Source organism: Burkholderia sp. SIMBA_051, from assembly GCF_046534915.1.
Classification (GTDB): domain Bacteria; phylum Pseudomonadota; class Gammaproteobacteria; order Burkholderiales; family Burkholderiaceae; genus Burkholderia; species Burkholderia ambifaria.
In genome coordinates this window covers 298,348-318,893 of record NZ_JAWRXS010000001.1, presented here as the reverse complement: position 1 = coordinate 318,893, position 20,546 = coordinate 298,348, and the positions used below count along the sequence as shown (strand labels likewise).

The following is a 20,546-nucleotide window of genomic DNA, read 5'->3' as shown; positions in this document are numbered from 1 at the left end:
TGGAATCCTCTTCTTCAATGAGCGAGCAGGCCGGGGGCGCGCGCGGGCCGGCGCCTCGGGAAGAGGCGCTCGAGCCACACGGCGAAGGCGGGCAGCACGGTCATGGCCATGACCATATTGACGATGAACATGAATGCCAGCAGCTTGCCCATGTCCGCCTGAAACTTGAGCTCGGAGAACGACCAGGTGGCCACGCCGATCGCGAGCGTGATGGCCGTGAAGATGGTCGCCGTGCCGATCTCGAGGATCGATTGTTCGAGCGCCTTGACGATTCCCACGCCGTTGGCCAGATGCAGTTGCAGCCGGTTGTAGATATAGAACGCGTAATCGACACCGATGCCGACCGCGAGCACCATCACCGGCAACGTGGCGACGGTCAGGCCGATCTGCAGCTCCTTCATGAACCAGTACCCGATGAACGTGCCGATCGTCAGCGGCAGGCAGCAGGCGAGCACGGCGCGCAGGTCGCGGTACGTGACGAGCACGAGCAACACGATGGTCGCGTACACGTAAAGCATCATCGGCAGCTCGCTGCGCTCGATTTCGTCGTTGACCGCGGCGAGAACGCCGGCGTTTCCGGACGCGAGCCGGATCTTCACGCCAGGCAGCTTGTTCGTGTCGCGAAAATGCTTGGCGGCGGTGATCACCTGATTGATCGTCGTTGCCTTGTGGTCGGCCAGATAGATGTTCACCGCGGTCATGCTGCAGTCCTTGCGCATGACGCCCGGCGTGCGGGCCACCTCGCCGGCCAGCGACGAATAGTTGTCCGGATCGATCGGGATCGCCGACATCTTCGGGTTGCCTTCGTTGTACCCCTCGTTGTATTGACGCAGCAGCGAAGAAAACGACACGACCGACAATACGCCGGGAACGGCGCGCATCGACCACACGAAGCGATCCTGATACGCACCGATCTCCACGTTGTTGCACGACTGCGGCGGCGCCTCGAAGACGATGGACATCCAGTCGAGGCCGACGTCGTAGCTCGATGCGATCGACACCGAGTCCTGGTTGAAGCGGGCATCCGCGCGCAGCTCCGGCGCGCCTGCCTGCAGCGTGCCGACTACGCGGTCGCGGCTTTCCCACGCGGCCACGCAGAAGACCACGACGGCGGCCAGCAGGATGATCGCCGCGTTGCGGGGAACCGCGACTTTCGCGAGCACGCGCAGCACGCGGCCGCGGCGGGCGGCATGCAGCTCGGCGTTCTTCGCATAGCCGGGGTCGACCTTGAGCAGGGACGCGGCCAACGGAAGCATCACCAGATTCGTGACGATCTTGTACGCGACGCCGAGCGAAGCGGTGATCGCGAGCTCGCGGACCATCGGAATCGGGATCAGGATCAGCGTGACGAAGGACACGAACGCGGTCACCAGCGCGAGCGTTCCGGGAATCAGCAGCCCGCTGAAGCTGGATCGGGCGGCCTGCTCGACGGACTTCCCGTGCGAGATCTCGCGAACGATGAAGTTGATCTGCTGGACGCCGTGTGACACGCCGATCGCGAACACGAGGAACGGCACCAGCACGCCCAGCGGGTCGAGTCCGTAGCCGAGCAGATGCAGCGTGCCGAACTGCCAGACGAGCGAGACGAGCGAGCAGGTCAGCGGCAGAATCGTCAGGCGCACGGAGCGGCAGTACCAGTAGACAGCCAATGCGGTCAGCAGCAGCGCGATCGCGCAGAACTTCAGGACGGACGATGCGCCGTTCGCGATATCGCCGATCTGTTTCGCGAAACCGATGATCTGGATCTCGTAGTTCGCGTCTTCGAACTTCGATCGCAATTGCGATTCGAGCGCGCGGTCGAATGCGACGTAGTCGACCCGCTCGCCTTTCGCGTCCAGCTCGTTGAGGTCCGCGGTGACCATCGCGCTGGTCTGGTCGCGCGACACGAGATTGCCGACGAAACCGCCCTGCGCAGTCGAGCGCGAAATGGCGCTGACCGTGTTGCCGTCGAGTTGATCCGGCGTCACGGTGCCGGGAATGAGTGGGTCGGCCCGGAAGCCGTCTTCGGTGATCTCGTTGACGAATGAATTGGGCGTCCAGAGCGATTGAACGCTGCTGCGCGAGACGTTCGGCAAAAACGTGACCGCCTGCGTGACGTCGTAGAGCCGCTTCAACGCGGCGGGCGTCCAGATGCTGCCATGGCGCGCCTTGACGACGACGATCAGGCGATTGGCACCGAGCAGGTCGCCGCGATACTGGTTGAAGGTTTCCGTGTATTCGTGGCCGAGGGGAAGCTGCTTCTCGAATCCCGCATCCATGCGAAGCTTCACGGCGAAGCAGGCCATGACGACCGTGAACAGAACCAGAAGTGCCAGAACGAGCCGCCTGTGACCGAACAGCGCATTTTCCAGCGTATGAAGCATTCTCAGCAGCTTGCCGGGTCGGGCTGCGTCGGAAACAGGCGTTTGATTCATATTGACCTCAGAAATTGCGAGATGCGACGACAGCCACGAAGTCCCTGTCACGTAGCGGGTTGGCCAGCGGGTTGGTCGGGCCCATGAAGCGCGTGTAGTTCAACGCGACCTGCCAGTTCGCCGGGTTCTGTATGAAATTCACATACAGGTTCATCGCCGTCACGCCGCGCATGAACTGGGCGTTCACGTTCGGCGTATTGCCGAACAGGCCGTACCGGACGTATATCCCCGGATTGACCTGCCACCCGGGAATGACGGTGCCGTCGTAGACCCAGTTGAAATCGACGTCGATCCCGCCGGAGTATTTCGTGCCCTGTGCACTACCCGGCGAGTTGAGTGCGCCGGTCGCGAACAGATCGTTGAATTCGTTCCCCCACAGCAGCGCACCGGGAGAAATCGGCGAGCCGCCATAGTTCTTGTGAAGCCCCGGATAGGCAATGATCACCGTCTCGGTCGTCAGCGTGGCGGTCTGCGCGCCGAGCAGCTTGAGGAATGCGCCGGAATTGCCCGGTTGGAGCGAGTAGAGGGTAGTCAGGTGCCACTGGAAACGCTTCTCGTCGACCCAGCAGTTGCCGCCTTGCGCGACGCATCCACTGGCCGGATTCAGCGGAACGGCGTCGCGCGGACGGTACGAGAGCTCGGTGCCGATCGCCCAGTCGCCAACCGGGAAGTTCGCGCTGACACCGATCATGTGGCGGTCTTCAGGAAACCTGAAGACGGTCCCACCCGTCGAGCTCAGCGACACCTGCGGAAACTTGTCGTGGTACGCGATCGTATAGAAGCCGAGATTCAGATCCGTTCCCGCGGGCTGATAGCGGACGGAGAAACCGTACTGCCCGCCGTTCTTCGGATGCACGGTGGCCACGCCATATGCGTTGTTGCCGGGCCCGACGATCTGGTTGGACCAATAGCTGCCGACCGGGGGCAGATAGTTCTGGTTCCAGTTGCTCTGGACGTACCCTTCGACGTTCACGCCGTGGCCCAGGCCGGACGCGACGCTCAGTATCGGGGCCGGCAGGATGATTTCCTTGACCTGTGCGCCGGGCTGCGACGCGCGATTCACGTCGATCGCGTTCGTCGCGTTGATCCCGCCGACTTCCCAGATGCTTTCGCCCCAGCTGACGACCTGGTTACCGACGCGGATACGCGTGATCTGGTCGCCGACGTTGAACTGCTTGCTGACCCACAGGTCGAGCAGGCGCGGCTTGAAGCGGATGTTCTTCTCGGCATTGGACGGGAGTCCGCCGCTCAGGCTCGGCGCAGGATTGTAGAAGAGATCCTGCCCGCTGGTCGCGCCGGACGTGCGGGTGCCGGAGTAGTCGTATTGCCAGGTGCCGCGCGCCATGAACGTCAGCCCCTGCGACGGCATCTTCAGCAGCAGCTCGTGGTTGCCCTTGAGATAGCTGGTGAACGGATCGCCCTTCTTGTAGTTGATGTCGCCTTGATCGGAGAGCCCGCTCAGTTGACCGAGCCGGCCGCCACCGGTCGGTGCACCGGTGGCCGCGTCATAGGTCGGCGAGACGAGATTGCTGCTCGGCGACGCGGTTCGAATTCCGACGCCGGCCGACACCGTCGAATCGAAACTGCCTTCGACATTGCCGATCGTGAACGTGAAGGCGTGCGCGCTGCCGCACCCGAGGGCGACGAGCGCCGAGACCGCCGCGCGTACGAACGCCACACTGGAGCGGGGCTGAAATGAGGAGGGGGTAGCCATTTTGTGTCGGCACCTGTCAACGCTCGCTCAACGCGCGAAGATTGTCGGCGTTGTAGAAGCTCGGCTTGTAGTGTTGGTCCGCCGACGAATCGACCGACCATTTTGCGTCCCGCCCGGCCGCGAGCATCGAACCGTCCACGAGGTACCGGCCGTCGACGAGGTTGTATTGAGCGAACGCGAGCGTGTCGCAGCTTCCCGTCTCGTACACCGGAATGATGTAACCCTCGCGGACTTTCGAGATGTTGCCCTGCGCGTCGTAGTCCACCGCGCCGAGGTAGCTCCAGCTGTCTTCGTCGACGTAGAACAGGCGCTTCGGCGCGGTATGGCGCATGCCCTGCTTGACCGTGGCTTCCACGACCCACACGCGGTGGAGTTCGTAGCGGCGCTTCGACGGATTCACGAAGTCCGGGCCATACGCGTCTTCGAATTTGTCGGAGAAGTCGTACATGCCCAGGTCGTTGTAGGTCACGATCATTTCCTTCTTGCCGAGCAGCTTCCACGAGAAGCGGTCGGTCTGCCCGGAGAAGACCATCGCTTCGTCTATGTTGTACTGGTTGTCGAAGCCGATCTGCGGTGCGTCGTAGGCGTACGACGGCATGCGGCGGGTACGGCGCTGGCCGGGGAAGTAGTAGAAGACTTCGGTCGGCTTGCCGGCGTAGGTCGTGAAGATCGCGGCCTGGCCGGCAATGGCGGCCGGCGACTTGTACGCGTAGTACGCGTTGCCTTCGACCTGGTTGACCTTCGCGAACGTCGTGCCGGATTTGTCGCCCCACGGCTGGTAGATCCACGCGTCCGACACGTTCTTGATCCAGTCGGACGCACCCCTGCGCGGCGAGACGACGGTGATGATGTCGCGCATCTCGACGCCGCCGCCGCGGTAATGCAGCTTCGCGTTCCACATCACTTCCGCGCCGGTCTTGGGCGCGGGGAACGGGTAGCCGGGCAGGCGGGCATCGGCAAGTTCAGAGCCGTCCGCTGACATCTTCGCGAAGCCCACGTTGTTCTTCGTGTTCTCAGCGACGAAATCCGGGACGCCGCAGGTGCGCCGCGACGCATAGACCGGCATCGTGAAGCCCTTCAGGTTCTTCAACAATGCGATCTGGCCGGGATTGAGCTTGTCCGCGTATTTGTCGACATTGCTGGCGTCGATCGTGTACAGCGGCTTGTCGGACTTGTATTTGAAGAAATCCGCGCGGCGCTTGCCGAACGTCCAGCCAGACCCGACGTTGCCGACCGGCGCCCATGCGGGAATGCCGCTGGCGGTGCCGGTGATCTCGGCGCCGGACGGCGTATGAGACGAGTCCAACCCTTCCGCAAACGCGCTGGTCAAAGTCATCGCGACCGCGGAAGCGAGAAGCGACGATTTCGCTGCCGATCGAACGAGCGAAGCGGATTGTTTGAAAGAATGCGTCTTGACCACATCAATCTCCTTGACCTTGACCGGGTAACGTGCGCCCGTCAAAAGGGTTGGGCATACGCGAACGCATGCGAACGTAGCGATTTCCGTCGCAATTGATTCGTAACGTGTGTTTTACCGTCTTTTGCATGAATCAACCGGCCCGTTCATACGTGTTGCATCGGTGCCGGGTTGTCCGGCACACCTGATGGCGTGCCGGACGGTGTGTGCTGCATGCAGCTGGCTTTCGTTTACCGAAGCCGGGTACGGTCTGCTCGACCGGCGCGGCTCCGTACGCGTGCCACCGTCGGGTGGCGTCGGCTTATGCCGCGACCGACGACAAGTATTCGGCCGGCTGCGCGTGCCAGCCTGCCCAGCGCTTCTCCCAATACAGGTTGTGAATCTTCTCGGAGATCGGGCCGGGGCCGCTGCGATTGCCGAGCGGCTGATCGTCGATCGCGCTGACGGGCATGATCCCGCCCGCGGACGACGACGTGAACGCTTCATCGGCTTCGCGCAACTGGGTCGCGGTGTATGTGCCGATGTTCACCTTCAGGCCGAGCTCGGCGGCGATGTCGAACACGCTCTGGCGCGTGATACCCAGCAGGCAGCCTTCGGCAGGCGTATAGAGCTCGCCGTTCTTGATGAAGAAGATGTTCGCGCCGGCCGCTTCGGTGAGGTTGTCGTGTTCGTCGACGAGCACGGCCCAGTCTTTTTCCTGCGTCATCGCTTCGAACAGCGCGAGCTTCATGTCCATCCAGTGGAAGTTCTTGGCCGTCGGGTCGACCGCTTTCGCGGAGATTCGGTTGTATCGCTTGCTGACCAGCAGGTTCGAGCCGCGCGTGCGGATCTCGTCGTCCGCCTGGAAGAAGAACGGCACCGCGAACGCAAACATCGCGTTCTTCATCGCGCTGCGGTCGCGGCGATCGACACTCAGCGGGCCGCGGGTGACGCACCACCACACGTATGCGTCTTTCAGGCCGGCGTTGCGCACGAGGTTGTGCAGGATTTCCCTGACCTGGTCGCGATTGAACGGATTCTCGAGGAAGAACTTCGCGGCCGACTCTTCCATGCGGGTGAGGTGATCGTCGAGCCGGAAGAAGTTGCCTCGCGACACGGTGACCACATCGTAGGCGGCGTCGGCATGCAGGAAGCCGGCGTCGACGAGCGGGACGGTCGCTTCGGTGATGGGGACATAGTTGCCGTCGCAGAAGGCGCTGCCGTCCGCGTAGCGGGGTTCATGCGGTGCACGAGCATGCAACGGGTGCTCATGCATGATCTGCTGGACTTGGATGATTGCCATGGTAATTACCTTTCGCTCCCGTGGGAGAGTTGCCGTTCGGCGTTGATGTCAGAAAGCGACCGGGTCGCGGTGCGCTACTTTGCGGATGGCTTGCTGCCTGGCTATCCGGCTGAAAGTCTGCCACATGACTTGATCAAATGACCGTGTAGTAGAAAAGTATTGCTCGAAAAATGCGTTGTCGATGAAGGTTAACCCTCTGTGATGGGCGACCGACGCGCGAGCGGGGCAGCCTTCAGCCCGACGTTCGGCAAACGTGCAGCGAGCGTCTTACTCCGCGTCGCTTTTGGCAATGCTGATTATTACGTAGTCTAGTGACTTGGACAAATGATCAAAAAAGGCGATAGTATCGGTCGTCCCGGGCGATTCCGAAGACTGACGACATGCCCGAGATCAACTGACATGGAGCGAGCTGATGGCGATTTTTGAAGCAGATCATCTCCGCCGGGCGTTCATCGGCGGGCGATGGGTGGAGCCGGTGAACGGGGGGATCGAACAGGAAATCATCGATCCGGCGACGGGCGAAGTCTCGGGCGTTTTGCTGTTCTCCGACGAAGCGGACGTGGACCGGGCCGCGAAGGCGGCGAGCGACGCCTTCGCCACGTTCTCGAACACGCCGCTGGTCGAGCGGCTCGAGCTGCTCGAGGCCGTGATCGGTGTATACACCGAGCGGATGCAGGATATGGCGGATGCAATCACGCTCGAGATGGGTGCGCCGATGGATGCGATTTCCCGTCCGCTTCAGGCGGCGCTGGGGCTCTGGCATCTTCATACGACGCTGGAAGTCGCCCGGCAATACCCGTTCGATCGAATCCAGCGCACATCGCGTATCGTGAAGGAGCCGGTAGGGGTGTGCGGATTGATCACGCCGTGGAACTGGCCGATGAACCAGGTCATGTGCAAGGTCGCACCGGCGCTGGTGGCGGGTTGCACGATCGTGCTGAAGCCGAGCCAGAATGCACCGTATTCGGCCATCGTGCTCGCCGAGATCCTCGAGCAGGCAGGGGTGCCGGCCGGGGTCTTCAATCTCGTGCAAGGCTCGGGGCAGCGCCTCGGGCGGGCCATCGCTTCCAGTCCGCTCTTCGACATGGTGTCGCTGACGGGGTCGACGAGCGCGGGCGTGGAGGTGGCCCAGGCCGCGGCGACGACGATCAAGCGGGTGACGCTGGAGCTCGGCGGAAAATCGGCGAACATCATTCTGGACAGCGAAAACTTCGCGCACGGCGTCACGCATGGCGTGCTGCAAATGATGGCCAATTCCGGCCAGACCTGTACCGCGCCGTCGCGCATGCTGGTGCCGGCGCATCGCCTCGACGAGGCGGAAAGGATCGCAGCGGCCGCGTGTGCGCAGGTCGTGGTCGGCGATCCGCGCGACCCGCGCACGACGATGGGCCCCGTGGCGAACCGGCGTCAGCATCGCAAGGTGCAGGAGATGATCCAGGCGGGCATCGACGAGGGCGCACGGCTCCTGTCGGGCGGGCTAGGCAGTCCTGCGGGACTCGAAAGAGGCTACTACGTGAAGCCGACCATCTTCAGCCGCGTGAACAATCGCATGAGGATTGCGACGGAGGAGATTTTCGGTCCCGTCCTCGTCATCATTCCCTATCGGGACGAATCGGACGCCGTCGCCATCGCCAACGACTCGCCGTACGGTTTGTCCGGCTACGTCTATGGTGACTCGATCGAGCAGGCGGAGCGGGTCGCCAGACAATTGCGGACGGGGATGGTGCATTTGAACGGTGCGGCCGTCGACATCGCGGCGCCGTTCGGCGGTTACAAGCAGTCCGGCAACGGGCGCGAATGGGGCTACGCCGGCATCGAGGAGTTTCTCGAGACGAAGTCGATGTTCGGCGCGGCGCCGGATGCGGTCAACTGACGGGAATCGAAGACGGGCGCCCATGTCGGGTGGGTGCCCCGTGTCAAGCCGCCGCCCATCTACGAAGCCGCGACGATGTCGCGGGCTGCCTTCCGGCGCGGTGTTGTGCGGGCGGGCATCGTAGCGGCCTTGCCACGCTGTTGGCCTTCGGTGCACCGGCGCACCGTGCCGATTTTCAGGCGCGTTCCGTCGAGTTCACGAGGGAAGCGGCCAACGCTTCCAGGGCTGAACTCGCGCTATCCAGATTCGCGCGCAGCCTGCCGATATTCGGTTCGGCCTGCCAGCTATTCAGCAATCCGTCGACCAGGATGATGCTCATTCGGGCGACGGGTTCGATCACGTCAGGGCTGACGTGCGGGGCTTGCTTGCCGATATAGGCGACCATGCGTTCGACAGTCTGGATATAGGTCTTCAACGCGAAATCCGGACGATGGCGTTCTGCCCACTGGATCAGTTCAGATTGCGCTCGCGCGTACGATGGATGCTGAACGAGCCATTCGACGGTCTTGCGCAACTGCCATCCTGCGAGTTCGCCGAAAGACCGGAATTCACCATGAGCGGGCGTGTTCGTCGCGAGAAGATCGAACAGCGATTCGTACACCGCGTTGAACAGATCGTCCTTGGTATGAAAGACATAATGGAGGGAGGCGAGCGGGCAGCCTGCGGCTTCGGCAATGCGCCGCGTGGTGGCGCCAGCGACACCGTGCGCGGCGATGACCTCCACAGCAGCGTCAACAAAATCTTGTCGCCGCAACGCAGCGCGAATTCTTGCCATTGGTAAGCTCCGGTACCCGAAAATCCTCGTCAGTGATGTCTTGTGGGCGTGTAGCGCTCATTCGCGATACGTGGTCAAGTGACCATGACGCGGGTGAATTATGTCGGCTTCTTGAAAGTTTGTCCATGGGGCGGCCAGCTTCAGGTTCTGGTTCCGCGAATATCCCGCTCGCGTTGAATCACGGGCGAGAAGCGTATTCCGTTGACTTGATCATTTGACTAATAAAACGTTAGGCAGGCGGCCATTTGCTGTCGATGGAGGTAAACCCGTGCGCGAGGCTCGACGCTCGCCTGTGATGTCACGTTTCCGTGAGGATCGAAGCGAGAGAGGGGGAGCGATTTGTCTGGAATGCCTGCGGCGCCGATAACGCGCGTCGCGCTCACCACGCCGGGGGCGCGAGCGATGGTTCTTCAAGGCGCCCTTGAGCAGGGCTCGCGTGCGTGCGCGGCGGCGGCATGGGATGAAACTGTCGGCATCATGCGCCGCGCGTCGGGTGGAGGCGCCGAACAGATGATGCGAACGTCGCGGCAGCGAGGTTGTCGGGAAGCGAACGCGTTGGCGACGCGGCAGAAGCTTACTGCTTGCGCGCCGTCTTGCGAGCGGCCTTCGCAGCGGGCCGAGCTTCCGAAAGCGTTGCCGCATAGGCGGCCAGCATCTTGCTCGCGTGATCGACATCGGTCGCCAGGCGTTTCGAGTCTTCCTGAGCGAACCAGGAAAAAAGCAGCCCGTCGGCCAGGGCAATGGTCAGTCGCGCGACGGCATCCAGCGCTTTGGCATCGGGGCGCGGCTCGGCGGAGGACAGGTAGGCGCGCGCGCCTTCCAGCGAGATACGCAGGGCGCCGACGGCCACGTCGGGCTGATGCCGCAGCGCCCATGTATACAGTTCCGACTGGGTCTTCGCGTAGGCCGGGTTGGCTTCGAACCAGGCCATCACCGAGCGCAGATTGAATTCCGCGAGGTCGGCCAGGCTGCCATGCTCGGGCGCGTCCGGGCTGTCCGAGCGGATCAGATCGATCAGGGACTCGTAGACGGCGAGTAACAGCTCGTCCTTCGAGTGGAAGACGTAGTGCAACGAAGCAAGCGGGCACCCCGCCGCTTCGGCAATGCGACGGGTCGTGGCGCCCTTCACACCGTGCTCTGCAATCACCGCGACAGTCGCCGCCACGAGGTCCTGGCGGCGGACTTCAGCCCGTACTCGCTGCATAGGCCAGCGCTCCGTTTTATGTCTTCGTTCAAGGATGCTACCCGCGCCGGGTAGTCGAATCGCCCGATATTAGCATGACGATGGGCGGGCTTTGGAAAGCCACGGAACGCATCGTCCAGCACGGATGTTGCATCGGACGCGGCGTGGAAAACATGGTGCGCCGGTTCGTGACGGGCATGACTGTGGCGCTCCACGCAGGGAAGCGGCGCACGGCGCGACGATGCTGGCGCGGCGCTGCGCAGCGCCGCTGCGGGGGCCCGCTCGACGCGTTCATCGGGCAGCTAATGGAAACCCCGTATTCCCAATGTCATTTCGAAGCATAAGACTCGTGCCTGCTGATATGGTCATTTGATCAAGTCTAATGACCTTGTGGGTCGGGCTGAGTGAGGGCTGCCTCCCGGCAACGTGATAAACGACATCGAAAAGGTATGCGAATGAGCAATTTGATTGCCGTCCTCGGCCTGGGCGCGATGGGATCCGCGATCGCTGTCTCGCTGATTGGACAGGGCGAGGACGTCGTCGTCTGGAACAGGAAATCCGGAAAGGCTCAACTCATGGCCGAGCTGGGCGCACGGGTGGCCGACAGTGCGACGGCAGCCTGTGCGCAGGCGGACGTGATCGTCATCGTGACTGCAACGCCGGTCGACCTCGCGGCGGATTTCGACGAACTCGGCGAACGCCTGCAGGGAAAAACGATCGTCAATCTGGCAACGGGGCGTCCGTCCGAGGTCCTGACGCTGGATCGAATCGTAAGCCGCGCCGGCGCGAAATTCATCAGCGGAACCATCCAGTGCTTCCCGCCCGATATCGGCGGCGAGCGCGCATCCATCCTCCTGGGTGGCGACGAGGCTGTCTGGAACGAAGCCGAGTCCGTCGTTCGAAAGATCGCGCCGCAATCCGTCTACGTCGGCACACGGCCCGATGTACCGAATGTGCTCGACGCCGGGTTGACGGGCACGTTCGTTTTTGGCGCCGGCTCAGCCTTCCTGGAAGGTCTCCGGTTCGTCGTGGATTCAGGCATGTCGATCGACGAGATTCGCGGCCTGATTCCCACCTACATCGCCGGTCAGGTGCACTTCATCGAAGGCCTGTTCGAATCCGTGGCGGCTTCCGACTATCAGCCAAGGGGCGCGAGCCTGGACGTCTACGCGCGGGCGGTCGACCTGTTCCGGCAGGCACAGGAAGATGCAGGGTCGCCGCCACGCATCCTGACAGCATTACGCGAGCGCGTCCGGTCATCCATCGCGCAAGGCGATGGTGAACGCGGATACGCGGCACTTTTCAATCATTGATACTTGTTGGAGGAAATCATCATGTCGTTGCAACGCCTTTCGAGAGATAGCACTCCTGACGATCTGGCGAACGCGGTTCGCCAGGACGGCGGTGCGATCGTCAAGAATTTCACCGGTTCCGACTTGCTCGCGCGTATCCAGCGTACGCTCTTCGATACGCTCGAGTCGGCTCCGAACGGCGTAGACGAATACTTTGCCGGTACGCAGACGCGCCGCGTGTCGCGTCTGTTCGCGCGTACCGACTGGATGGCCGAGGTCGCGTTGCATCCGCTTTACCTGGGCGCCGCGCGCAGCATTCTGCAAACGCCGATCAAGATCTGGAGCGGCGAAAACCAGGTCGATATCGCACCCGATATCCAGGTGGGCGTGACGCAGGCCATTCAGATCCTGTCGGGCCAAGGCCAGCAGCCGTTGCACCGCGACGATTCCGTATGGCTGTGGCGACACCCGAACTATGGGCGTGAAGCACGCTTCCAGGTGATGGTCGCGGTATCCGACTTTACGGAGGAAAACGGCGCGACCCTGGTCATTCCGGGCAGCCACAAGTGGGATGACGAGCGCATGCCCAGGCAGGAGGAAGCGATTCCCGCAGTGATGTCCGCCGGCGATGCGCTTTTCTTCATCGGCTCGACTTATCACGGTGGCGGAAAGAACGTCAGCAATGCGCCGAGAACCGGCCTGACGATGTCGTATGACCTGGCGATCCTCCGGCAGGAAGAAAACCAGTATCTCACGCTGCCGATTGAACGCGTGAAGCGCTACCCGGAAGAACTGCAGCGGTTGCTCGGCTGGACGTACGGCACGACGTTTGCCGGCTTTGTCGAGCGTAACGGACAGATGTCGGACCCGAATGACCTGCTGAAAATGAAGGATTTCCTCGAGGTCGGGCATTTCGACTAACGAGGACGTGGCGGGGTGGGGTTCCCCCGGTAACCGGATGGCAACCGGGCGATTCCATCATGCGAGCGTCATGCGATTGTTTGGTGATGCGAATCAGTCCTCTGAACAATGCATTCATGAAGGCGAGCTGGAGAGCGATTCGACGCGTCGACGCGATTCCGCACTCGTGCAAGCGATAGGGAGTAGATCGTGAATTACGAAATCAACGGAATCCGGAAAATCGCGCTGCTCTATACCGGAGCCGTGGTCTGGACGCCAAGCTACCTGCTTCCGTTCAACATCGAAGAGTCGATGGCCCGGTTCGGGCTGTCCGAAAGCAGCGCCGGGTGGCTCGCGTCCGCGGTACTGCTCTGCCTTTCACTGTCCATCGTGATCTTCGGACGACAGATGGCGACGTTGAACAAGCGAACGGGCGCGCTCGTTGCGGCGACGCTCGCCGTGCTGTCGACCTGCGCGATGTTTTCGAATGATTTCCACCTATTCGTCGCGGCAAAGCTGGTGCTCGGCGTCGCGCTGGGCGTCAGTTGCGTTTGTGCATACGGCGTCATTTCACACGTCAGGCACCCGGAGAGGATCGCCGCGCAAGTGGCCGTGGCGATGGCCGTCATATTTTCCGCAGCGATGTACGTGGTACCGATCGCGATCGCGAAGATCGGCAATATCGGTGTCGATGCCGTCCAGTTCGCCATCGTCATCGCGGCGCTGTTTTTTGGCGCGTTCATGCATCCTGCGGTGAACGCAGCCGAGGAAAACGTCGCGAAGGATGCGATCAAATCCAACGACGTCCGCGCGATGCTGATCAGCGCATTTTTCATTTACGTGTCGCAGACGGCGCTGATGGGATTCGCCGCGGAAGTGGCCGCAACCCGGGGCGTTGCAGCGGAGCAGCTCGGCATCCTGTTCATGGTCAATGCCGCTGCGCAATTGCCGGTTGGGGTAGCGGTCAACTGGTTGGGCGACCGCTTCGGCTTGTTCAAGCCGATCGCCTTCGGACTCGCGCTGTTGATCGCATGCAGCCTGGGCATGTATTGCGTGGGCGGCCGATGGGCGTTTCTCGTGTCGACGGCGCTCATCAGCGCCGGTGCGACGCTGGTCGCCCCTTATATGGTGGCCGCGCTCTCGAAAATGGATGCCAGCGGAAGAAGCACCGCGACCTGCGCGTCGGCAATCAATCTTGGCTTGGCGGTCGGCCCCGCGATTGCCGGCACGGTGTTCGGCGTGGCAGGTTTGCGCGCGGTCGGCTGGCTTTCCGTCGGGCTGCTGCTCGTGCCGATTTTCCTGACCAGTGTTGCGATCCGGCAGCTCAAGTCGCGACATGCCCGGCCCGCGATCGCTTGACGCGACAGGCCAGGCAACCGCGTTGCCCGCCGAGCTCGCGCCGGCCGCTGCGCGCGTTGGTGCGGTACCGGCCGCCCGGCATAGTACTACGCGTATGGTGCGCTGGGGCGTGCGCAGGAACAGCAAATGAACCTCGATCGACGCCATAGCCTTGGCAGCCTGCGACGAAATCCGCTGTAGTCGGGGAGACCCCGCCGAAGTGCCGCTCGTCCTGCGTACGAGGCGAAGGGGCGACTACCGACGGTAGGGGTGGGCGGTCGATCGAGAGAGGCCGTGCGCGCCGGGCGAATCCGCCCGACAGTGCGGCCTTCAACCGTCGGTCGAAGGCCTGCGAAACATCAAGGTCAACGCTGCACGGTGTCCAGAATATCGAGACGATTCAATGCGACCGACTTCTGTTTGAGTGCGCCGAACGCCGCTTCGGTCGCCTCGAGCGTACGCGCGATGTCTTCGTCAGTGTGGCTCGCCGTGAAGAACATGTTGTGCCACGGGTGAAGATAAGCGCCGTTCTTGACGACTTCCGAAGCCCATGCCCGGCCGCGGGACACGAGCTCGTCGTCACCTGCGAAAAGCATCTGGGGCATCACGCTCGGGCCGGTCTGCTTGAGCTCGAAGCCATGCCGCTCCGCTTGTTCGGCGATGCCGGCGCGTAACGTGTCCGCCAGGCGCTTCGTGTGTTCGAGGTAGTCGGTCTCTCTGACCAGGCGCAGCGTTTCGATGGCAGCGGCCATCGGGACGGCGGACAGCCAGTAGGAGCCCGTGACGAAAATGTTCGTCGCGGCCTCCCGTGCCTTGTCGCAACCCAGGACCGCGGCGATCGCATAGCCGCCGCCAATGGCTTTGCCCCAGCAGCTGAGGTCCGGGTGCACGCCCCAGTCCGACCATGAACAATCGCGCGAGAGGCGCAGCCCAGTACGGACCTCGTCCACGACCAGAAGCGCTTCCTGTTCATCAGCGAGGCGGCGGCATGCGTGGGCATACTCGACCGACGGAAAGAACTGGTCGAAAAGCACTTCGTGACGGAACGGCGTTGCGTAGATGGCCGCCACGTCACCGTCCACGCTCTTGACGGCGGCGTCGAGACTCTCGATATCGTTGTACTCGAAGTAGGCGACGTGTGCGCGATCTTCCTTGGTAATGCCCGTCGTATACGGCACGTTCCACGGCGACGCGCCATGGTACGTGCCGCGCGCGACGAGAATCTTCCGCTTGCCGCGATAGGCTCGCGAGATCACCATGGCCATCGAAGTGGCATCCGAGCCGTTCTTGCAGAACATCGCCCAGTCGGCGTGGCTGACCTGTCGAGTGAGCGCCTCGGCGAGCTCGACCATCACCGCGCTCGGGCCCGTAGCCGTGTCGATGTTCTGCAACTGAAGGGCCGCCGCGCGCTCGATCTGCTCGTTGCCGTAGCCGAACAGATTCGTGCCGTAACCACACACGTAATCGATGTACTGGTTGCCGTCGACGTCCCAGAGATAGGTTCCCTTCGCTTTTGCAAAGTACAACGGGAAGTCTTCCGTCAAATACTTGACGCTCTGGTGACCATACATCCCGCCCGGGATGACTTTTTCGGCTCTTGCAAACCACTCGTCCTTCCTCGCCAGCCTGTCCATGCTCGACTCCTTGTGAAAGATTCGTTTCAGGCAATACCAGATTGACATTCGATCAATTGAATTGGTCGATTGACTTTCATAACGCGAACTACCGGGGCGAGTCGTAATGCTCGATGTGGTAAAGAACCATGAGTCCCGGGCTGAATACGAACAGTATCCCGGCGACAAGCGAGAGTAAGATGAGTAAGCGCTTCGCCATGATCAGCCTCCGCGGTTGATGAGCTGAGTTGGAAAATCGATTGTTCGCGAACATGCCGGGAGCGTGAGGCGATGCCCGTATTCGCGGGAAACGAGCATTGCGTCAGACCACTTCGAACAGGCCGGCGGCACCCATTCCGCCTCCCACGCACATCGATACGACGACGTAGCGTGCGCCGCGCCGTTTGCCTTCGATCAGTGCATGACCGACCATGCGCGCGCCGGTCATCCCGTACGGATGGCCGATGGAAATGCTGCCGCCGTTGACGTTGTATCGCTCGGGATCGATGCCGAGCTTCTCGCGGCAGTACAGCGCCTGGCACGCAAACGCCTCGTTGAGCTCCCACAAGCCGATGTCGTCGGTCTTCAGCCCATGAAGCTTCAGCAGCTTGGGAATCGCGTAGATCGGGCCGATGCCCATCTCCTCCGGCGCATTGCCGACGACGGTCATCCCGCGATAGATGCCGAGCGGCGCCGCGCCGATCTGCTGGGCGGTTTTCCCGTTCATCAGGACGCACGCGCTTGCACCGTCCGAAAGCTGGCTCGCGTTGCCTGCCGTCACGACGCCGCCGTCGACTACCGGTGCGAGAGACGCAAGCGATTCGAGCGTCGTGCCGGGACGATTGCCTTCGTCCTGCGTGAGCGTGACCTCATGCTGCGACGTCTTGCCGGTCGCTTTGTCGACGACCAGCTTTCGTGTCGTGATCGGGACGATTTCGCTTGAGAAGCGACCCGCGGCTTGTGCGGCGGCAGTGCGCAGCTGGGAGTCGACGGCGTACTGATCCTGGACGTCCCGGGAGATCCCGTACTTGCGGGAAACGAACTCGGCGGTCTCGAGCATCGGCATGTAGGCCGCCGGTTGCAGGGCCAGCACGTTGGGATCCTGGTCGGCGCGCGTCCACTCGAAGTAGCGCGTTTGCACCGCCGAGATATTTTCCTGGCCGCCCGCAACGACGACCTCCATCCCGTCGTACATGATCTGCTTGGCAGCCGTCGCGATCGCCATCAGGCCCGATGCACATTGCCGGTCGAGCGTTTGCGCAGCGACGCTGGGTGGCAATCCGGCTGCCAGCACACCATGTCGTGCGATATTGCCGCCGGCGGTGCCGGCGTTGAGGACCGAACCGATCACGGCGTCCTCGATGCGATCGGGCTCGATGCCGGCACGCAGCACCGCATGCCTGATCGCGTGCCCGAGCAGCGTGGGCGAGTGCGTGAGGTTGAACGCACCGCGATAGGCCTTGCCGATCGGCGTGCGCGCGGTGGAAACGATGACTGCATCACTCATTATGCATTCCTTATAAATCAGGCGGAGAAATGAAATGGAGACATTGCGTACGGGTCAGAACCAATGTTCCGGGATAGTGAGCGGGGTCGTTTCGACCGGATCGAGAACGGCGAGCCACGCGGCGACCTTGGGCATTTCCCATCCGAAGAAGTAGTCGCATGCGGCGAGTTTGCCGCGGTGGAAGTCGGTTCCCGTCGGGCCGCTTTCGAGCGCGCTGGCCACGATTGCCTGATCGAGCCAGAGCCAGCCGACCACGACATGCCCGAATGCTTCGAGATAGGCAGCGGCGTTCGCCAACTGGACATCGGGATCGTCGAGCCGGTGCAACGCATCGGTGACGGTACGGATGCGCTCCCAAGCGGCTTTGAGCGTACCGGCATGTCGCTGGAACGAACCGGCCGACTGCGCGCGCGATACCGTCGCGGCGATTTTTCTGTCGAGCGCCGCCATGGCGACACCGCCGTTTGCGCGTGTTTTGCGGCCCAGCAGGTCGAGCGCCTGAATGCCGAACGTGCCTTCGTGGATCGGATTGAGGCGGTTGTCGCGATAGAACTGCTCGACGTTGTACTCGCGCGTGTATCCATACCCGCCGTGAACCTGAATGGCGAGATCGTTGGCGACGAGGCCCCATTGCGATGGCCAGCTCTTGACGACGGGGGTGAGCAGGTCGAGCAGGCAATGGGCTTCTTCGCGGCCGTCGGCGTCTTCCACCGACTGGATATCGTCGCTCAGACGCGCCGCGTAAAGGCACAACGCAAGCGCGCCCGACACATACGCTTTCTGGGCCAGCAGCATGCGCCGGACGTCGGCATGACGGATGATCGGGATCTGCGCGGAGGCAGGCGATCGGTCGCCGCGCGGCCGCCCCTGCACGCGCGTCTTCGCATAATCGAGCGCGTGCAGATAGCCCGTATAACCGATCGCGGCGGCGCTGAGGCCGACGGAGATACGCGCCTCGTTCATCATGTGGAACATATACGCCAGCCCCTTGCCGGGCTCGCCGACGATCTCGCCGATCGCGCCTGCCTCGCCTTCCGGCAGGTAGCGACCCTCGCCGAAATTGAGCAGGCAGTTCACGGTGCCGCGATATCCCATCTTGTGATTGATGCCTGCCAGCGCGACATCGTTTCGCGGGCCCGGCAGGTCGTCCGGGCCGATCAACTTGCGCGGAACCGTGAAGAGCGAGATGCCCTGGGTGCCCGGCGGAAGCTGGCCGCGCTCATCAGGAATTTTTGCCAGCACCAGGTGAACGATATTCTCGGCAAGCTCGTGATCGCCGCCTGAAATCCACATCTTGTTGCCGAACAGGCGGTAGCGGCCGTCCTTGCTCGGGACCGCACGCGTGCGGATGTCGGCAAGGCTCGACCCGGCTTGCGGTTCCGACAGGCACATCGTGCCGAAGCACCGACCTTCCGACATGGCCTTCACGTAGTGCTCCACCCGCTCCCGTTCGCCGTGGGCCATGAGCAGATTGGCATTGGCGATCGTCAGAAACGCGTAGCCCGCGGTACCCGGATTGGCTGCGAGCAAATACGCCATACCGGCCCGCTCCACGGTGCTCGGCAGGCTCATGCCGTTCCACTCGCCGGGGAACGACGCGCTGATCAGGCCGGCGTCCGAAAATGCGCGCAAGGCGATGCCGACTTCCGGATTGATGGTGACGCGCTCCCCGTCGAATGCGGGTTCGTTGCTGTCGTTCTTCTTGTTATGCGGCTTGAAGAGATCCGTGGCGAGCGATTCGTAGACATCAAGCACGGATGTATAGTCAAAGCGGTCTTGCCCCGCATATCGTGGCCTGCCGGCAAGAGAATCGACCTGCAGCCAGTCGAAAAGAATGAACTCCACGTCGCGACGGGAGAGGGTGAGTTCGCTAGTCATGAAATAGAGCGGGTGGGTTTCGGTTGGCTTCGCAATCTGCAGGACAAAAACTTCGGGTTCCGAATAACTGTCACCGGAAATCGGCCCCCCGGCATGGCTGTGCGTGATGGTGTTCATTGCCACGACCGCGCTGCCGGACGGTACAGCACAACACGATTGGTCAGGTCAACGGTCATGGGTTGTCTCGTCGATGGTGACGGTGTAGTACGTCGCGCATCCGCGTGAAGAAAGTCGGAGCCGAACGGTCCGAACCCGTCCGTATGCACGTTGTGTGTGCGGCTCAAAGGCCGAGGTGCGTTGCAATATCGTCGTAGTTGACTTGCCACAGGCCCGGCGTGCCAGCCGGATATTGGGAGCGGAAGCCGATGATTCGCTGCACGCGTTTGGACAGGCTTCTCACGATGTCCATGTCGACGATGAACGGATACGCTTCCTCCGGCGTCAGGTAGGACGGTTGCATCGGCAGCGTGAGCCCGCGTCGGCGCTCGTTCTTCGTCACGTTGGCGCCGCCGCCGTGGATCACTTTTCCGCTGAACAGCAACGCGTCGCCGGCATCCATCTCGGCGGCAATGGTCATGTCGGGCGTGCCCCTGCTGTCGAAGTAGTCCTCGTCCCAGTTCTGGCTTCCGGGAATGATTCGGGTGGCGCCGTTTTCCTCGGTGAAGCGCGTGAGGGCAATCATCAGGTTCGTAAACACCGTCGGCCCGTTGACGCCGAGCGCGCATAGCGGCGGGAAGTTGCCGACATCGCGATGCAGCATTTGCGCGGTGTTGCCCGGGCCGATGTCGATCACCTGTGCAGTCGACAGCCACCAGTCGCCGGACTCTTCACGGTATAGCACCTCGCCGAGTTCATGGAAAAGGTCGTCGTCGAGCACGCCGCCGAAGGTCTTGCTGTGCGTGATCATGTTCGTCAGGCGCTTCGTATGCGCGCCGTGGAATGCCTTGATCAATTCATGGTCGTGCGACGACCCTTCGCGAAGCCCTTCGAGCGGGCCGTCGACTTCGCGATTGATGTTCGCGACTTGTTCTTCGGACAGGTAGCCCTTGATCCGGACGCCGCCGTATCGATTCATCAGCGACACGATTTCCTGCGCGCTGGTCGTCTTGGGGACGATGGGGAGCGTGTCTTTAATGTTGCGGCTATTTGCGCTCATTGTTTCCTCGACGTGGTGGGACGGGTCAGTCAAAGCAGCGTCGCTTTCCGAACCCGGCATTCGGGACTAAAGTTGAATGTTTGACTTGATCATTTGACATTGTATGTTTCGGCTTTGTGCGGCTGATTCCGTTCCCGATGGTCAACCGAGCGCACGCTCGTAACACCTCTGTCTCCACAGCCCCACGGTTCGACAGCCAGCACA

General features: G+C 62.3%; 14 protein-coding genes. 4 read left to right on the top strand and 10 right to left on the bottom strand.

What is annotated here, in order from left to right; genetic code table 11:
* Nucleotides 1–14: 14 nt before the first annotated feature.
* From SB771_RS01380 to SB771_RS01365, 4 genes are all read right to left on the bottom strand, one after another.
* Entirely contained in the window at nt 15–2,414 is a 2,400-nt protein-coding gene (locus SB771_RS01380) for an MMPL family transporter (RefSeq protein WP_208446584.1), read from the bottom strand.
* 7 nt (nt 2,415–2,421) lie between these two features.
* A complete protein-coding gene (locus SB771_RS01375) occupies nt 2,422–4,128 on the bottom strand; it encodes a DUF1302 domain-containing protein (protein WP_175659511.1) in 1,707 nt (568 codons plus the stop codon).
* Nucleotides 4,129–4,144: 16 nt separating this feature from the next.
* On the bottom strand, nt 4,145–5,464 hold the full coding sequence (locus tag SB771_RS01370) for a DUF1329 domain-containing protein (RefSeq protein ID WP_244096727.1): 1,320 nt from the start codon (nt 5,462–5,464) through the stop codon (nt 4,145–4,147).
* Between the two features lie 382 nt (nt 5,465–5,846).
* Entirely contained in the window at nt 5,847–6,827 is a 981-nt protein-coding gene (locus tag SB771_RS01365) for an aminotransferase class IV (RefSeq protein ID WP_175659510.1), read from the bottom strand.
* A gap of 412 nt (nt 6,828–7,239) precedes the next feature.
* Between SB771_RS01365 and SB771_RS01360 the strand changes: the two genes are divergently transcribed.
* Nucleotides 7,240–8,700, top strand: coding sequence for an aldehyde dehydrogenase family protein (locus SB771_RS01360; RefSeq protein ID WP_175659509.1), 1,461 nt, complete (start codon nt 7,240–7,242; stop codon nt 8,698–8,700).
* Nucleotides 8,701–8,875: 175 nt separating this feature from the next.
* Here SB771_RS01360 and SB771_RS01355 read toward each other — a convergent pair whose 3' ends face one another.
* Both SB771_RS01355 and SB771_RS01350 read right to left on the bottom strand, forming a co-directional pair.
* A complete protein-coding gene (locus tag SB771_RS01355) occupies nt 8,876–9,475 on the bottom strand; it encodes a TetR/AcrR family transcriptional regulator (RefSeq protein ID WP_175659508.1) in 600 nt (199 codons plus the stop codon).
* 574 nt (nt 9,476–10,049) lie between these two features.
* Complete coding sequence (locus SB771_RS01350) at nt 10,050–10,679, bottom strand: TetR/AcrR family transcriptional regulator (protein WP_175659507.1); 630 nt, start codon at nt 10,677–10,679, stop codon at nt 10,050–10,052.
* A 434-nt stretch (nt 10,680–11,113) separates the two neighbouring features.
* On the opposite strand from SB771_RS01350, the gene SB771_RS01345 reads away from it, so the two are divergent.
* The 3 genes from SB771_RS01345 (at nt 11,114) to SB771_RS01335 (ending at nt 14,209) form a co-directional block, all read left to right on the top strand.
* The gene (locus SB771_RS01345) at nt 11,114–11,971 is read left to right on the top strand and encodes an NAD(P)-dependent oxidoreductase (protein WP_244096726.1); all 858 of its coding nucleotides are present in this window, start codon (nt 11,114–11,116) and stop codon (nt 11,969–11,971) included.
* Between the two features lie 21 nt (nt 11,972–11,992).
* Nucleotides 11,993–12,871 carry a phytanoyl-CoA dioxygenase family protein gene (locus SB771_RS01340; protein WP_175659505.1) on the top strand — a complete coding sequence of 293 codons (879 nt, stop codon included), beginning with the start codon at nt 11,993–11,995 and terminating at the stop codon, nt 12,869–12,871.
* 189 nt (nt 12,872–13,060) lie between these two features.
* Nucleotides 13,061–14,209, top strand: coding sequence for an MFS transporter (locus SB771_RS01335; RefSeq protein ID WP_175659504.1), 1,149 nt, complete (start codon nt 13,061–13,063; stop codon nt 14,207–14,209).
* 344 nt (nt 14,210–14,553) lie between these two features.
* Here the strand turns inward: SB771_RS01335 and SB771_RS01330 are convergent, their stop codons facing one another.
* The 4 genes from SB771_RS01330 to SB771_RS01315 form a co-directional block, all read right to left on the bottom strand.
* The gene (locus SB771_RS01330; RefSeq protein ID WP_175659503.1) at nt 14,554–15,822 is read right to left on the bottom strand and encodes an aminotransferase class III-fold pyridoxal phosphate-dependent enzyme; all 1,269 of its coding nucleotides are present in this window, start codon (nt 15,820–15,822) and stop codon (nt 14,554–14,556) included.
* A 301-nt stretch (nt 15,823–16,123) separates the two neighbouring features.
* Complete coding sequence (locus SB771_RS01325; RefSeq protein ID WP_175659502.1) at nt 16,124–17,308, bottom strand: acetyl-CoA C-acyltransferase; 1,185 nt, start codon at nt 17,306–17,308, stop codon at nt 16,124–16,126.
* 54 nt (nt 17,309–17,362) lie between these two features.
* Entirely contained in the window at nt 17,363–19,186 is a 1,824-nt protein-coding gene (locus SB771_RS01320; RefSeq protein ID WP_175659766.1) for an acyl-CoA dehydrogenase, read from the bottom strand.
* A gap of 280 nt (nt 19,187–19,466) precedes the next feature.
* The gene (locus tag SB771_RS01315; RefSeq protein WP_244096725.1) at nt 19,467–20,375 is read right to left on the bottom strand and encodes a phytanoyl-CoA dioxygenase family protein; all 909 of its coding nucleotides are present in this window, start codon (nt 20,373–20,375) and stop codon (nt 19,467–19,469) included.
* Nucleotides 20,376–20,546: the final 171 nt, after the last annotated feature.